Origin of the sequence: Duganella lactea (assembly GCF_009857505.1) — a bacterium.
Taxonomy (GTDB): Bacteria; Pseudomonadota; Gammaproteobacteria; order Burkholderiales; family Burkholderiaceae_D; genus Rugamonas; species Rugamonas lactea.
Genome location: NZ_WWCP01000019.1, coordinates 12522 through 28433, shown reverse-complemented (window position 1 = coordinate 28433; position 15912 = coordinate 12522). Strand labels below are relative to the sequence as shown.

The 15912-nt window shown below is 66.1% G+C and carries 11 protein-coding genes; 7 read left to right on the top strand and 4 right to left on the bottom strand.

Annotation, left to right across the window (positions count from 1 at the left end):
• Positions 1 to 9 precede the first annotated feature (9 nt).
• Genes GTP44_RS15905 through GTP44_RS15895 form a run of 3 tightly spaced genes read right to left on the bottom strand, consistent with a single transcriptional unit; the run spans position 10 to position 4640 of the window.
• Positions 10 to 1287 carry a M20/M25/M40 family metallo-hydrolase gene (locus tag GTP44_RS15905; RefSeq protein ID WP_161020209.1) on the bottom strand — a complete coding sequence of 426 codons (1278 nt, stop codon included), beginning with the start codon at positions 1285 to 1287 and terminating at the stop codon, positions 10 to 12.
• Positions 1288 to 1294: 7 nt separating this feature from the next.
• The gene (locus GTP44_RS15900) at positions 1295 to 3496 is read right to left on the bottom strand and encodes a hybrid sensor histidine kinase/response regulator (RefSeq protein ID WP_161020208.1); all 2202 of its coding nucleotides are present in this window, start codon (positions 3494 to 3496) and stop codon (positions 1295 to 1297) included.
• Between the two features lie 4 nt (positions 3497 to 3500).
• A complete protein-coding gene (locus tag GTP44_RS15895; RefSeq protein ID WP_161020207.1) occupies positions 3501 to 4640 on the bottom strand; it encodes a pyridoxal phosphate-dependent aminotransferase in 1140 nt (379 codons plus the stop codon).
• A 127-nt stretch (positions 4641 to 4767) separates the two neighbouring features.
• On the opposite strand from GTP44_RS15895, the gene GTP44_RS15890 reads away from it, so the two are divergent.
• The 5 genes from GTP44_RS15890 to GTP44_RS15870 all read left to right on the top strand — a co-directional run bounded on the left by GTP44_RS15890 (position 4768) and on the right by GTP44_RS15870 (position 10855).
• The gene (locus GTP44_RS15890) at positions 4768 to 5925 is read left to right on the top strand and encodes a branched-chain amino acid ABC transporter substrate-binding protein (RefSeq protein ID WP_161020206.1); all 1158 of its coding nucleotides are present in this window, start codon (positions 4768 to 4770) and stop codon (positions 5923 to 5925) included.
• Positions 5926 to 6124: 199 nt separating this feature from the next.
• Entirely contained in the window at positions 6125 to 7744 is a 1620-nt protein-coding gene (locus GTP44_RS15885) for a glycosyltransferase family 39 protein (protein WP_161020205.1), read from the top strand.
• 63 nt (positions 7745 to 7807) lie between these two features.
• Positions 7808 to 8848: a bifunctional UDP-4-keto-pentose/UDP-xylose synthase gene (locus tag GTP44_RS15880; protein ID WP_161020204.1), complete on the top strand. Its 1041-nt coding sequence runs from the start codon at positions 7808 to 7810 to the stop codon at positions 8846 to 8848.
• 46 nt (positions 8849 to 8894) lie between these two features.
• Entirely contained in the window at positions 8895 to 9557 is a 663-nt protein-coding gene (locus GTP44_RS15875; RefSeq protein ID WP_160990582.1) for a response regulator, read from the top strand.
• Positions 9554 to 10855 carry an ATP-binding protein gene (locus GTP44_RS15870; RefSeq protein ID WP_161020203.1) on the top strand — a complete coding sequence of 434 codons (1302 nt, stop codon included), beginning with the start codon at positions 9554 to 9556 and terminating at the stop codon, positions 10853 to 10855. Before GTP44_RS15875 ends, GTP44_RS15870 begins: the two co-directional genes overlap by 4 nt.
• A 13-nt stretch (positions 10856 to 10868) precedes the next feature.
• On the opposite strand, the gene GTP44_RS15865 is transcribed toward GTP44_RS15870, so the two are convergent.
• Positions 10869 to 13130 carry an outer membrane beta-barrel family protein gene (locus GTP44_RS15865; RefSeq protein ID WP_161020202.1) on the bottom strand — a complete coding sequence of 754 codons (2262 nt, stop codon included), beginning with the start codon at positions 13128 to 13130 and terminating at the stop codon, positions 10869 to 10871.
• Positions 13131 to 13438: 308 nt separating this feature from the next.
• Here GTP44_RS15865 and GTP44_RS15860 point away from each other — a divergent pair, with 308 nt between their 5' ends.
• Both GTP44_RS15860 and GTP44_RS15855 read left to right on the top strand, forming a co-directional pair.
• Complete coding sequence (locus tag GTP44_RS15860; RefSeq protein WP_161020201.1) at positions 13439 to 14464, top strand: choice-of-anchor J family PEP-CTERM protein; 1026 nt, start codon at positions 13439 to 13441, stop codon at positions 14462 to 14464.
• The gene (locus GTP44_RS15855; RefSeq protein WP_161020200.1) at positions 14461 to 15864 is read left to right on the top strand and encodes a PA domain-containing protein; all 1404 of its coding nucleotides are present in this window, start codon (positions 14461 to 14463) and stop codon (positions 15862 to 15864) included. Before GTP44_RS15860 ends, GTP44_RS15855 begins: the two co-directional genes overlap by 4 nt.
• Positions 15865 to 15912 lie beyond the last annotated feature (48 nt).

Below are 15912 nucleotides of genomic sequence, written 5' to 3'. Positions count from 1 at the left end.
ATCGTCCGGTTATTTTGCCAGCGGGGCGTCCAGGCCGCGTACGCCCACCAGCCCGAGGAGCGTCAGCAGGACGTTTTGCGGGCCGGTATGGGCATGTTGCGGCGCCCACCATTCCAGCTTTTCGGAATGGTAGCCGCCAGAAGCGCCGCCGCCGGACATGGTGATCGCCGGGATGCCGAGACTCATCGGCAGATTGGCGTCGGTCGAGTGTGGAGTGTCCAGCAGCGGTGGCCGGCCTTGCACCTTGGCGGCGGCCAGCGCGGTGCGGACGATCATCGCGTCGGCGGGCATTTGGCCAGCGGGGCGGTCGCCGATCAGCGTCACCTCGGCGGTGATGGCCTGGCTGTTCCAGCGCTGGTTGGTCTCGCGCACGCCTTGCTGGATGGCGTCCTTGATCTGCTGCTCGACCTTCGCCAGCAGCGTCGCGTCGGCGGAACGGATATCGATCAGCAGCGAGGCTTCCGCCGCGATGCTGTTGACCGATTGTCCGCCCTGAACCACACCGACATTGAACGTGACCTTGGGCTGCGCCGGCACGCGTACCTCGTCGATGCGCGCGATCACGCGGCCGGCCGCGTGCACCGCCGACGGCAGGCCGAAGCCCTCGTAGCTATGGCCGCCGGGGCCATGGATGGTCACCTTGAAACGGCGGCTGCCGGTGCCGATGTAGGTCACCGGATCGCCATCCGCACCCAGCGCCGGCTCCAGGCCGATGAAGGCCTTGATATCCTTGCGCTGCTTGAACAGGTGCTTGACGCCTTTCAGGTCGCCCAATCCCTCCTCGCCGACGTTGGCCACGAACAGCACATCGCCCTCGGTCTGCACCCCGGCCTCGCGCAGCGCGTAGACGATGGTCAGCATCGCGGCCAGCGAACGGCCGTTGTCGGCGATGCCGGGCGCATACAGACGACCGTCCTTTTCACGCACGGTGAGGTCGGTGGTGGCGGGATAAACGGTGTCCAGGTGCGCCGCCAGCACCACGGTGGGGCCGTTGCCTGTGCCCTTGTGGGTGCCCAGCACATTGCCCGCTTCGTCGATGTGCACATCGGCCAGGCCGGCGGCTTTCAGACGTTGTTCGTAGTCGCGGGCGCGCGCCGCCTCGGCGAAGGTCGGCGCCGGGATGGCGTTGATCGCCAACATATTCTTTTGCGTCGTCGCTTCGTTGGTCTCGATGTAGGCCAGCGCCTGTTTGACCGCCGGCTGCGCGGCGATGCGCGCCAGCGTTTGTTGCTGCGCCTGGGCCGGCAGGGCGGCGGCGATGGCGAGGCTGAGTAACAGATGCTTCATGCGGTTCCTAAGGTAGTCGCGCGATCAGCGCCAGCAGGGCGTCGACATCGACTGGTTTGACAAAGTAGTGATCGAAGCCGGCCGCCGTCGCTTGTTCGCGGTCTTCGTGGCGGCCGTAGCCGGTCACCGCCACCAGCGTGGCGCGCGCGGTATGCGGCAACGCGCGCAAGCTGCGGGCCAGGTCGTAGCCGTTGATGTCGGGCAGGCCGATATCAAGCAGGCACAGTTCCGGCGCCTTGGCCTGGGCGATTTCCAGCGCCGTCAGCGCGTTGTGCGCCACCGTCACATGGTGGCCACCGGCTTCCAGCAGCAGTTGCAGCGTTTGTGCGGCGTCGATATTGTCGTCCACCACCAGCACGCGCAATGTGCGTGCGGGCCTGGCGGCGGGGCCCGGCATGGGGGCCGCTGGCTGCTGTTGTGTGGATGGCAGGGTGATGGTAAAGGTGCTGCCCTGGTTTTCGCCGGCGCTGTCGGCCGCCACGGCGCCGCCATGCAATTCCACCAGCGACTTGACCAGCGCCAGCCCCAGTCCCAGCCCACCTTGCGAGCGGTCCGGATTGCGGTCGGCCTGCGCGAACAGTTCGAACACGCGGCTGCGCAGTTCGGGCGACATGCCGATGCCGTTGTCGCTGACGATCAGCTTGACGTTGCTGCCCTCGGCGCGCGCCGTCAGCTTGATGGCGCCGCCGGGCGGCGTGTACTTGGCGGCGTTGTTCAGCACATTGGCCAGCACCTGCACCAGCCGCTTATGGTCGCCGGTCACCATCAGCGGCGCTGGCGGCACTTCCATCTCGAAGCGGTGCTGGCGCGACTTGATCAGCGGGTCGACTTGCTCCACCGCGTCGGCGACGATGCGCGCCACCGGCAGCGGCACCCGCGTCGGCGTCACCAGCCCGCGCGTGACGCGCGAAACGTCCAGCAGGTCATCCACCAGACGTGTCATGTGGTGCACCTGGCGTACGATGATGCCGGCGGTGCGCTGCACCGCCGCCTCGCTGGCGCGGCCGCTTTGCAGCAGCTGCGCGCCAGCGCTGATCGGCGCCAGCGGGTTGCGCAGCTCGTGCGCCAGCATGGCGAGGAATTCATCCTTGCGGCGGTCGGCCTCGCGCAACTGCTTCTCGGCGCGCTGGTGCTGCAGCTCCTTTTCCTGCAGCGAGGCGGCCATGGCGTCCAGCGCCTGCGCCAGTTCGCTGATCTCTTCCTTGCCGTAGTGGATGCCGCTGCGCGCTTCCAGCGAACCGGAGGCGATGCGGTTGGCGGTGCTGGCCAGCCGCTTCACGCGGCGCAGCACCAGCACGTCGCCGACGAACCACGCGGCCAGCAGGGCCAGGCCGATGGTGGCCGCCAGCGCCAGCAGGTCGAGCATCTGGTCGTGTCGCGCGTTGGCGGTGATGTCGTCGGCGGGGATGCCGATGGTGACGGTGTAATCGGACAGGCCGTTGCTGCCGACACGCGCGAAACGGTGCAAGCGCTCGACGCCGTCCGGCCCCGCCAGCAGCACCGGCTTGCCCGGCTCCGCCGCCATCGCCAGCCGCATCTGCGGCGATACCTCCTTGCCGAACCATTCTTCAGGATGCGGCTTGCGCGAGATGATCTTGCCCTCGGAGTCGGCGGTTAGCAGCAGCGATCCAGGGGGCAACTGGATGTCGGCCACGAAGCGATCCAGCTTGGTCAGGTCGAGCGCGGCGAACACCACCGCCTTGACCTTGTCGTCGTCGTCCAGCACCGGGTAGGTCAGGTTGACGGTGTGCTTCTGGATCACGCGGCCGAAAATATAGCCGCCGGCGACAAAGCGCTTCAGGTGCACCGCGCGGCGGAAGTGGGTGCGGTCGGCCAGATTGACCGGCGTCCGCGACGGGATCGCGCTGCAGGTGACATCGCCGTTCAACTGTATCAGTCCGAGATTGACGTAGTCCGGGTTCTGGCGCTGGATGCGCGCCAGAACCCGGCCGCAGTCGGCCGGGTCGCCCATCAGGTCGGGAATGCTGGCGACGTCGCGCAGCAGCTGGCGCGCGCCGGCGATCGATTGCGCCTCGTTGGCGGCGGCAAGGTTGGTCAGCCGTTGCAGATTTTCTTCCGCCACTTCAACCGCGTGGGTGCGTTCGCGCGCGCCGTTGACGACGGTCATGATGGCGCTGGGGGCGATCGCCAGCAGCACCAAGAGAATCAGGCGGCTGCGCAGAGTGTTCAGCTGAAGCAGAAAGGCCACGGCGTCACCAGCCGTTGCCGAAGGCGATGACGGCTTGCACGCCGCGCCGCAGCGTCGCCACGTCGTCGCTGATGTAGCCGATGCGGATAAAGCCCGGCACGCCCAGCGCATCGCCCGGCATCACGGCGACGGCATGCTCGCTTAGCAGGCGCTCGCTGAAGCCGACGCTGTCCATCGTCAGGCGCGTGATGTCGGCCCACAGGTAGGGGCCGGAGGCCGGGCAACGGATGATCATCCACGGCACCTCCCGCACCAGGTCCAGCACCAGGTCTCGCCGTTGGCGATAGTTGTCCAGCATGGCGGTCGGATCGTCGCTCTCGATGGCGGCGGCCAGCGCCAGTTGGATCAGCATCGGCGCGGCGGCGGTGATCGGCCCTTGCAGCGTTTCCATCGCCACCACCACGTGCGCCGGCGCCACCGCGAAGCCGGCACGCCAGCCCATCATCGCGTAGCTTTGCGACGCCGAGAACAGCGTGACGATGCCGAGTTCGCGCCAGTCCGGCCGCGCCGCCAGGCTGACATGGGCGCCGTCGAAGATCAGCTTCTCGTAACTCTCGTCGACGATGGCGTGGGCGCCGCGGCGTTTCAGCCACGCGGCGATGCGGTCCAGTTCCGCCTCGCGGCACACCGCGCCGGTCGGATTGTGCGGATTGTTGAGGATCAGGATGCGCGCCGGCGGCAGGCTCTCCAGCACCGCATCGGTCAATTCGTCGGGCAGGTCGAGCAGCACCGGTTGCAGTTCCAGCAGCTTGCAGGTGGCTACATAGGCCGGCCAGTGCGGCTTGAAGATGATAACGGCGTCGCCCGGATCGGCCAGCACATACAGTGCCTGATACAAGGCCTGCTTGCAGCCGTTGGTCACCAGGATCTCGGCCGACGAGGCGGGGATGCGGTTGTCGTTGATTACCTTGGCGGCCAGCCGGGCGCGGATGTCGGCGTCGCCGGCAACGCTGGTGTAGGGCAGCGATGGCAGGCGCAAGCCTTCGCGCACCGCGTCCAGCACCGGCGCCGGCGCTTGAAAATGCGAGATCGCGATGGAGAAATCAATGACGTCTTCGCCGCGTGCTTTCATGGCGTCGACCCGCCCGTGCATGGCGGTGGTGGCCAGTGGTCTGGAGCGGGCAATGCGGCGCGATATGTCCATATAAATTCACTTTGGAAAGATTTATTCTACTTCAATCGGGTGTGGTTTGTGAGGGCTGATTTAACAATCGTGCACGCAGGTCTGGTATGCTTGCGCCCTTATTTAATTTGGTTTTAACGAGGAATTGATGCAATTAATAGTAAAAACAGTCTGTGGCGCGATGGCGCTGGCCTTGCTCGGCGCCGCCGGCGCCGCGACCGCGCAGGACACCATCAAGATCGGCCACGTGGCCGCCACCTCCAGCGCCATCGCCCACCTGGGCAAGGACAATGAAAACGGTGCGCGCATGGCGGTCGATGAACTGAACGCCAAGGGCCTGGTCATCGGCGGTAAGAAATACAAGATCGTGCTGCTGGCCGAGGACGACGCCGGCGATCCCAAACAGGCCACCACCGCCGCGCAAAAACTGGCGGACGCCAAAGTGCAGGGCGTGATCGGCCACCAGACTTCCGGCACCACCATCCCGGCCTCGCGCATTTACTACGACGCCGGCATTCCGCAGATTACGCCGTCGGCCACCTCGCCGCAATACACGCGCCAGCGCTACAACACCACCTTCCGCAATATCGCCAACGACGAGCAGCTTGGCCCGGCGCTGGCACGCTACGCGATGCAGACCTTGCAGGCCAAGCGCATCGCCGTGGTGGACGACCGCACCGCCTACGGCAAGGGCCTGGCCGACGAATTCGCCAAGACCGTCAAGCGCACCGGCGCGGCCAGCGGCGCCGCCATCGTCTCGACCCAGTACACCAACGACAAGGCCACCGACCTGATGGCGATCCTCACCGCCATCAAGGCCACCAAGCCGGACATGGTTTTCTTCGGCGGCATGGACGCCGTGGCGGCGCCGATGCTGCGCCAGATGAAGCAACTGGGTATTCCGGTCAAGTTCATGGGCGGCGACGGCATGTGCTCGGACTCGGTGCCGCGCCTGGCCGGCGACGGCATGATCGACGGCCAGGTGATCTGCGCCGAGGCGGGCGGCATCGAGCCGGCGCAAGAGAAGGGCATGGCCGACTTCCGCGCGGCGTACAAGAAGCGTTTCGGCGTCGAGGTGCAGACCTACGCCGCGTATTCCTATGATGCGCTGATGACGCTGGTCGATGCGATGCAGCAGGCCGGTACGCCGGAACCGGCCAAGTACCTGCCGTTCCTGGCGCGGATCAGGCACCAGGGCGTGACCGGCATGACCTCGTTCGACGCCCGTGGCGACGTGCAGGACGGCGCCATCACCATCCACACCTTCAAGGGCGGCAAGCGGCAGAAGCTTGCAGTCATCAAGTAAGCTGTATTTGCGCGCACGGTGGCCGGCTGGCCACCGCCGTGGTCGCGGCGCGACAGGCTGAATGCCTGCTACAACCGTAATCGTTTGCCATCTCCTGGCGCCAGTCAAGCATAATTCCGCTACAAATGATGCTAACCGTTAACACACCGTTAATGAATTCTCCCGTAGACTAAATACTTTCCTACGCATCCTTTCGTCCATGCCTGTTTTCTTCCGTTCCAAGGCGGCGCTGTTCTTGCTGGCCGCCGTGTTTATCGTGTGTTCGCTGCTGGTGCTCGACGTGCGCACACTGATTCCTCCCGACGAGGGCCGCTATGCCGAAATGGCGCGTGAGATGCTCCTCACCGGCGACTGGATCACCACCCGCCTGAACGGCATTAAATACTTCGAGAAACCGCCGCTGCACACCTGGATGAGCGCCGTGGCGTTCACGCTGTTTGGACTGGGCGACTGGCAGGCCCGCTTGTGGAATGGCGTGTGCGGCATCGGCGGCGTGTTCCTGGTGGCCTACACCGGTCGTCGCGTATTCGGCGAGCGCGCCGGCTTGTATGCGGCGCTGGTGCTGGGCTCCACGCTGTTCTGGGCGGCCGCGTCGCAATTCAATTCGCTCGATCTGCCGGTGGCCGCGAGCATGGCGCTGATTCTGTGCGCGCTGCTGCTGGCGCAGCGTGACGACGCCACGGCGGTGGAGCGGCGTAACTGGATGCTGTTGTGCTGGGCGGGCATGGCGCTGTCGGTGCTGACCAAGGGCCTGATCGGCGTGGTGCTGCCGGGCGGCGTGCTGGCCATCTACATGCTGGTCAGCGGCGACCGCGCGATTCTGCGTCGGCTCCATCTCTTCTCCGGACTGGCGCTGCTGCTGCTGATCGCCGTGCCATGGTTCCTGCTGGTGGGCGCGCGTAATCCCGAGCAGCCGCATTTCTTCTTCATCCACGAGCACTGGGACCGTTTCTTCCTCAAGACCCATCACCGCGAAGGGCCGTGGTACTACTTCCTGGTGCTGATGCTGCCGGCGACCATACCGTGGCTGCCGCTGCTGCCGGTGGCACTGGTGTCCGCGCGCAAGCGCGTCACCGGCCGCTTCCAGCCGACCCAGATGCTGCTGGTGTGGACCGTCTTCATCCTGTTCTTCTTCAGTTACTCCAGCTCCAAGCTGCCGGGCTACATGCTGCCGGTGTTCCCGGCGATGGCGCTGCTGACCGGCGTCTATCTGGCGCGCGCGCCGCGCTCGATGCTGCTGCTGGTGGCCGGGCTGCTGGCGGTGGTGGGCCTGGTCGGGCTGGGCTGCGTGCGGATTATCCCTCATCTGAATACAGCGCTGCTGCTGGCCGGCTTTGGCGCGGCGCTGCTGTGCGGCCTGGCGGCGTGGTTCGCCGAGGCGCGCGGCCAGCGCGTCGCCGCCGTGCTGGCGGTGGCGGTCGGCGGCTGGTTGCTGACGCAATTGCTGATGGCGTCGCACGAGCAGTTCGGTCGCGTCAAGGCGGGGCGCGACGCCGCGCTGGCGATACGCGGCGAGCTGCGCGCCGAGACGCCGGTCTACTCGGTCGGCACCTATGAGCAGTCGATGACTTTCTACATGGGCCACACGGTGATCCCGGTGAACTACGTGGGCGAGCTGGAATTCGGTCTGCTACAGGAGCCGGGGCGCGGCATCGCGTCGCTGGACGAATTTTATGCGCGCTGGCGCGCGACCGCCGCGCAGGGCCAGCCGCAATACGCCATCATCCGCGAAGACCTGTATGCCGAGGCGCGCCGGCAAGGCCTGCCGATGCGGGAACGGGCGCGCGGCAGCGAGGTGGTGGTCGTTTCGTCGCCTTAATGCGGCGTTAATGATTGCCTAGGCACAATGTTAGACTTCAACGATTACCTGATGGTGCAGCAAGTGAAAAAAGTTCTTATCCTCGGCGTCAACGGCTTTATCGGCCACCACCTGTCGCAACGCATTCTGGCAACCACCGACTGGCATGTCTACGGCATGGACATGAACAGCGACCGTATTCCGGACCTGCTGGCGCACCCGCGCATGCACTTCTTCGAGGGCGACATCACCATCAACAAGGAATGGGTGGAATACCACGTCAAGAAGTGCGACGTGATCCTGCCGCTGGTGGCCATCGCCACGCCGTCGACCTACGTCAAGGCGCCGCTGCGCGTGTTTGAACTGGACTTCGAGGCCAATCTGCCGATCGTGCGTTCGGCCGCCAAGTACGGCAAGCACCTGGTGTTCCCATCGACCTCGGAAGTGTATGGCATGTGCCACGACGAGGAATTCGATCCGGAGAACTCGGAGCTGATCTGCGGCCCGATCAACAAGCCGCGCTGGATCTATTCCAACGCCAAGCAGCTGATGGACCGCGTGATCTGGGGCTATGGCATGGAAGGCCTGAACTTCACGCTGTTCCGTCCATTCAACTGGATCGGCGCCGGCCTCGATTCGATCCACACGCCGAAGGAAGGCTCGTCGCGCGTGGTGACGCAGTTCTTCGGCCACATCGTGCGCGGCGAGAACATCTCGCTGGTCGACGGCGGCCACCAGAAACGCGCCTTCACCGACATCGACGACGGCATCGACGCGCTGATGAAGATTATCGAGAACAAGAACGGCGCCGCCACCGGCAAGATCTACAACATCGGCAATCCGGTCAACAATTACTCGATCCGCGAACTGGCCGCCATGATGATGGAACTGGCCAAGCAGTATCCCGAATACGCCACCGGCGCCGCCAAGGTCAGGATCGTCGAAACCACCTCGGGCGCCTACTACGGCGCCGGCTACCAGGACGTGCAGAACCGTGTGCCAAAGATCACCAACACCTGCGAGGAACTGGACTGGAAGCCAAGCACCACCATGGCCGAGGCGCTGAAGAAAATCTTCGACGCCTACCGCGGCCAGGTCGCCGACGCCAGGGCGCTGGTGGAGTAACATGACGTGCATGTGCATGGGAATGTAATGGCGGGGAGATAGCGGCGTGCGTCTGCTTCTGGTGGAAGACGATCCAATGATCGGCGAGAGCATCGTCGAAGGCCTGCGTGGCGAGAACTACGCGGTCGACTGGGTGCGCGATGGCCGCGACGCCGAACTGGCGCTGGCCGGTGTCGACTACGACCTGATGCTGCTCGACCTCGGCCTGCCGGGCAAGCAGGGCATGGACGTGCTGCGGTCGACGCGCAAGCGCGGCGCCGACCTGCCGGTACTGATCATCACCGCGCGCGACGGCACGCCGGCCCGCGTGGCCGGCCTGGACGCCGGCGCCGACGACTATCTGGTCAAACCCTTCGATCTCGACGAACTGCTGGCGCGCATCCGCGCGCTGCTGCGCCGGCGCGTCAATCGCACCCGCTCCGTGATCGAACATGGCGCGCTGACGCTGGACCTGGCCAGCCACGAGGCGACCTTCGAGGGCGAGCCGGTCAAACTGTCGGCGCGCGAGTTCTCCGTGCTGCGCGCCTTGCTGGACAATCCGGGCAGCGTGGTGTCCAAGAGCCAGCTGGAAGAAAAACTCTACGGCTGGAACAGCGAGGTGGAAAGCAACACGGTGGACGTGTATGTGCACCATCTGCGCAAAAAATTCGGCACCGACTTTATCAAGAACGTGCGCGGCGTCGGCTACAAGATTCCGGCGGCCGAATGATGTCCATTCGCCGCCAGCTGCTGCTTGGCCTGATGGGCGCGATGCTGCTGTGCGTGCTGGGCGCGGGCGTGTCGTTATATCACGTGCTGCTGAGCGAGACCAACGAACTGGCGGACCTTCAGCTGCGCCAGCTGGCGGCGGCGTTGCCGCACGAATTCGCGCCGGACAGCGGCCTGCCGGTGGCCGAAGATCCCGAGGAAGAATTCGTGTTGCAGGCCTGGGATGACGATGGCCATGCGCAATCGCTGGTGCTTGGCCGGCAGGAGCTGCCGCGCTACGCGGTGCGGGGTTTTTCGATGGCGATGGTCGACGGCGAGCCATGGCGCCTGTACGGCGAGAGCCGGCGCGGCCACTATGTGCAGGTGGCGCAGCGGATGGCGGTGCGCGACGCGCTGGCGGTCAGCATGGCCTTGCGCGCCGGCGCGCCGCTGCTGTTGTTCGGCGCGCTGCTGGCGGTGCTTATCGTGGTGGTGGTGGGGCGCGCGCTGCGGCCGATGCGCCGGCTGGCGCAGGCGGTGGAAGGCCGCACGCCGGACGCACTGACGCCGCTGCCGACGCAAGACATGCCGCCGGAGCTGCGACCGGTGGCGCAGGCCTTGAATGGATTGATGCAGCGCTTTGAAGTGGCGTTGACGGCGCAGCGCACTTTCGTCGCCGACGCGGCGCACGAACTGCGTTCGCCGCTGACGGCACTCAAGCTGCAATTGCAACTGGTGGAACGGGCCGGCAGCGACGAGGCGCGGCAGGTGGCGCTGGCCAAGCTGCACGAGCGGCTGGACCGCGGCACGCATCTGGTTCGCCAGCTACTCAGCCTGGCGCGCCATGAAACGCCGCTCGGCGCGGCGCAGCGGCGGCAGGTCGATCTGGGCTTGCTGCTGGAGGCGGCGGTGGCCGACCATTCCGCGCTGGCCGACAGCCGTAACATCGATCTGGGTGTCGAGGCGCCGGCGCAAGTGGTGATCGTGGCCGACGCCGACGGCCTGCGCGTGCTGCTGAATAATCTGATCGACAATGCGCTGCGCTACACGCAGCCGGGCGGCAAGGTGGATTTGCAGACGGCCTGGGAAAACTGCCGCCCGCTGTTACGCGTGCGCGATAACGGCCCCGGTGTGGCGGCCGAATATCGCGCGCGGCTGTTCGACCGTTTCTTCCGGCCGGACGGCCAGCAGGTATGGGGCTGCGGCCTTGGCCTGTCGATCGTCCGCAACATCGCCGACCATCATCAGGCCGACATCGTGTTAAGCGAGGGCGAAGCGGGGCGTGGCTTGTGCGTCACCGTGTGGTTCAAAACACCGTGACGCCGGCCTGATATCAGGCGCCCGGCGGCGGTCCGAAGCCGGGGCCGGGGCCGCCAGGGCCACCCGGTCCGCCGGGACGCGGCCCCCAGCCGCCTTCGTCGCGCTTGTCGGCGCTGGACGCCGTGCCGCCGAAGCGGTACGACAGGCCGAGATACACCACGCGGCCATCGAAGCGGCGGGTGCTGGTCTCGCGCAGCGTGTTGCTGTCGACGATGGTCTCCATCTTGTTGGTGTTAAAGATGTCCGTTACATTCGCCACCAGCGTCAGTTGCGGCGACAGGATATGGCGCCAGCTGGCGTTGACCGAATGGTTGGGCGAACGATAGCCCTGGCCGGACAACTGCTTGCCCATCATCTGCAACGCCACCTGGAACTGGTTGGCCGGATCGTACTGATAGTTTAACCGCACGCGTCCGCTCAGCGAATTGGCGGTGCGCTCGACCAGCACGCCGGTATCGTCGTAGAAGCTCTGCTGCGCACGCATCAGATTGCCGCTGGTGTTCAAGGTCAGCGCCGGCGTCAGCTTGCCGCTGACGGTAAATTCCAGCCCGCTCGAATGGCTGCCTTCGCCATTGGCCTTGGTGGTCAGCAGCACGTTCGGCGCCACGAAGTAGCGGTAATCGACGATGGCGTCGGTGTCGCGGCGGTAGTAGCCGCGCAGATTGGTTTCCAGACCGCCGAAACGCGTTTCGTAGCCGACCTCAAACGAGTCGGTCTTGGTCGGCTTGAGGTTGGGATTGCCCGAGGAGACGTTGAGCTCGTCGCGGTAGGTCACATACGGATTGAGGTCGTTGGCATTCGGACGGCGGATGCGGCGCGCATACGAGAAGCGCAGGTTGGCATCGTTGCTGACCTTGTAGGTCGCGTAGGCGCTGGGAATGTAGTTGATGTAGTGGTTCTTCGCCTTGACGCCGCCGGTGATCTGGTCAATGTCCATGTCGGTGTACTCGGTGCGCAGGCCGGCCAGCGCGCCCCAGCGCTCGCTCAGCCGCATCTGATAGCTGCCGTATAGCGCGTACACGGTTTCGTCCAGCTCATAGGCATTGCTGCGGCCGTTGTTGACGCGCGCGGTGCCGGTGAACGGATCGATGTCGGTGTACAGCGTGCTGTTCTCGTTGTTGTTGGTGGCCACCTTGTAGCCCGCCTTGGCGGTGCCGCCCCACAGCGGCCGCTCGTAGTCGCCGGTGAAGTCGACTATGCGGGTGCTGAACTGGTTGTGCTGCCGGGCGCGCGTGTCGATCATGCCGGCGGTCGCATAGGTGTTGGCGTAGTCGCTGTCGTTCTGGTTTTCCGAGGCCGATACACGCAGGTCGATCTTCAGCGTTTCGCCGGGCAGCGCGCCCTTGTGGTCGTAGCGGCCGCCCCAGCCGAAGTTGGTGCTGTCGCCGTTGCGCACGGCGTCGCGCACATAATCGCTGGCAGGGATCAGGCCGGTGGCGCCGTTGACGTAGTGGTCGGTGGCGTGCTGGTCGTTGGTGCGGCTGTTGTAGGAGGCGCTGCCGGTCAGCGTGTCGTTCTGGTTCAGGTTGTAGCTGACGCTGCCGTTCAGGCCGGCCATGTCGTTCAGGCCGCGGCCGGACGATTCCTGGCTGCTGTGCACGAACTGGCCGCTGGTCGGGTCGAGCCGGTCGCGAGTGACCTCGGCCACCGAGTTGCGGCCGTCGTGGCGCACGTTGGCGCTGCCCTGGAAACCCCAGGCGCCCTCGTTGTAGCTGCTGTTGACGGCGCTGTTGTAGCGGCCGGCGGTGCCGCCGTTGGCGTTGACCGTGGTCACGCCGCCCGGCTTGCGGTTGCGGCGCATCACCAGATTCAGGATCGGGCCGCCGCCGGCCTCGTTGCCGAACTGCGCGCCGGGATTGTTGATCACCTCGATCGACTCGATGTCGTCGGCCGCCATGGCTTGCAGGGCCGGGCCGCGGTTGTCGCCTTGCAGCATCGCCGACGGCTTGCCATCGATCATGACCTGCACATTGCTGCTGCCGCGCAGCGTCAGGCTGCCGTCCGGATCGACGTTGACTGACGGCACGTTGTTGAGCGCATCGGCGGCGGTGCCGTTGGTGCTGGAAACGTCGGATTTGACATCGTAGACCTGGCGGTCGATGCGGTTGGTCGGGCGCTCGGCCGATACCGTCACCTCCGGCACGACCGCGGCGGCTTCCTGGGTCTTGGTCGCGGCGGCTGGCTTGGTGGCTGGCTTGTCGGGGGTGGTGGTTTGGGCGTAAGCAGGCAGAATCGCGCTGCCGGTCAGGCAGCAGGTAAGCAGGATCTTTTGCATGGTCTGGACGGCACACCGTCTCTGTACGGTAGAGTTGCCATTATACCAGCGCACCCCGCGCCAACCGGCGCATTTACACGTCTTTACCTGCGCGTTACATAGAGAAAAACATAGAGAAAAACATAGAGAAAAACATCGAGAAAAACCGCCCCACGTCGTCGCGGCGAAAGCCGCGACCCATGCCGAGTTTCCCCGGCAAGCGCCGTCGATCGCCAGCCCATACATTATTCACATGCCCGGGAACTCAACAACCATGACCCAGTCTAACCAAAGCAGGTTGAGCCGCACAACTACTTCTGGGGGATGACATGAACTTGTTCACACGTCTGGCGGGGCTGCTTGCAGTCACCGCCAGTTGCTCCGCTGTTGCAGCGCCTTTGCTGGTTGAAGGCTTTGACGATATCACGACGCTGGCCGCCAAAGGCTGGCGGTTCGACAACCGCAGCTCACCACCCGGCGGCACCAGCTGGTTCCAGGGCAACCAGGCTTTCTTTCCGGCCGCCGCCGGTCCGGCCGATTCCTACATCGCCGCCAATTTCAACAACGCCGCCTTTGGTGGCGCCATCGACAACTGGCTGTACACGCCCGCGCTGCTGCTGGTCAACGGCGAAACGCTGAACTTCTCGCTGCGGCTGCTGGGGGAGGGCGCGCTGGACCGGGTCGAAGTCTATCTCGATAGCGGCGCCGGCTATTCCTTGCTGGCCGGCTATGAATCGGCCACCGACACCGGCTGGCAAGACCTTGCCTTGCAGGTCAACGGGCTGGCCGCGCCCGCCAACGGCCGCTTCGCCTTCCGCTACGTCGCCGACGATACCCGTCTCAATGGCAATTACATCGGCATCGACACCATCAGCGTCAGCGCGATTCCCGAGCCGGCGACCATCGCCCTGATGTGCCTGGGCGCACTGGCGCTGGGCCGGTGGCCACGCAGCCGGCCGCGTGCCCGGCGCAACTGGCTGGCGGCGCTTGGTTTGTCGTCGCTGGCGGTCGCCGCCCACGCCGGGGATCACGGGCTCATGCAATTCCCCCACGTCACCGCGGTGGCCCAGACGGCGGCGTCAACGCCGGTCGCGCCTGGCGGCTTCATGGCCTACAAGGACCCGCTGACCGGCCAGCTGACCCGGCCCGATCCCGAGCAGGCCGCGCTGCTGAGGGCCGCCGCCCGTGCCAACGCGCCGCTGGCCCGCCAGGCGCCGCCGCAACTGGCGCGCCCGCAACACGGCGGCGTCAGCCTGATGCTGGAGGAGCGCCAGGCCCGCTACGCCACCGCCCGCAAAAACACCGATGGCGGCATCGACCATCGCTGCCAACCCCGGTCAGGAGAACGTCAATGAAAACCGTGCTCACCGCGATTGCGGCGCTGCTGTTCTCCAGCCTCAGCTGGGCCGCCGCCACCATCACCATCGTCAACGGCGACCCGCCCGGCGTCGGCTTCAACGACGCGGCGCCGGCGGTGCCGGTCGGCGGCAACACCGGCACCACGCTGGGCGCGCAACGGCTGAACGCGTTTCAGGCCGCCGCCAGCAAGTGGGGCGAGACGCTCGACAGCAGCGTGCCGATCCGTGTACTGGCCACCTGGGACGCCTTGCCGTGCACCGACACCGCCGCCGTGCTGGGCAGCGCCGGCGCGCTGGAAGTGTTTGCCGATTTTCCCGGCGCGCCGCACCCCAACGCCTGGTACGGCAAGGCCGAAACCAACAAGCTGATCGGCTTCGACGCCGACCCCGAAGTGCCCGATCTGCGGGCCCGCTTCAACGTCAACCTCGGCCAGCCCGGCTGCCTGACCGGCTCGCCGTTCTACCTCGGTCTGGACAACCACCACGGTCCCAACACCGATTTGGTCACGGTGCTGCTGCACGAGTTCGCCCACGGGCTCGGCTTCCAGACCTACACCGATGACGAGACCGGCGAACTGCTGGCCGGCACCCCCAGCATCTGGGACTACTTCCTGCTCGACACCACCACCGGCAAGGTGTGGAAAGACATGACCGACGCCGAACGCGCCGCCTCGGCCGTCAAGTCCGGCAAGCTGGTGTGGAACGGCGTTCAGGTCAGCAACGCGGCGCGCATCGTGCTGCAGCCCGGCACGCCGATCCTGACCGTGCTGGCGCCGCCGGACGTGGCCGGCGTCTACCAGATCGGCACCGCCAGTTTCGGCCCGCCGCTGGCCAGTCCCGGCCTGACCGGCGAGGTGATGCCGGTGGTCGACACGCCACCCGACCTGGGCCTGGCCTGCGCGCCGCTGTCGCCGCTGAACGCGCGCGCGGTGCGCGGCAAGATCGCGCTGCTCGATCGCGGCGGCTGCACCTTCATCATCAAGGCGCGCCATGTGCAGGACGCCGGCGCCATCGGTATCATCGTCGCCGACAATGTGCCCGGCGCGCCGCCGCCGGACCTGGGCGGCAGCGACCCGGCCATCGTCATCCCGGTGGTGCGCATCACGCGGGAGGACGGCCAGGCGCTGAAGAGCGCCATCGCCCAGCGCACGCGTACGCGCTCGGGCCTGTATGCCAATCTCGGCGTCAATCTGGCCGTGCGCGCCGGCACCGATCCGCTGGGGCGGGTGCTGATGTATGCCCCGCGTCCCAACCAGCCGGGGTCGTCGGTGTCGCACTACGACACCAGCGCCCGGCCCAACCAGCTGATGGAGCCGGCCATCAACGGCGACCTGCGGCACGAGGTCAAGCCGCCCGACGATCTGACGTATCCGCTGCTGAAGGATATCGGATGGTGATGCCTGGCGTCGCGGCGGCGTCGAAAGCGATGGCATCGTGTGCCGCCG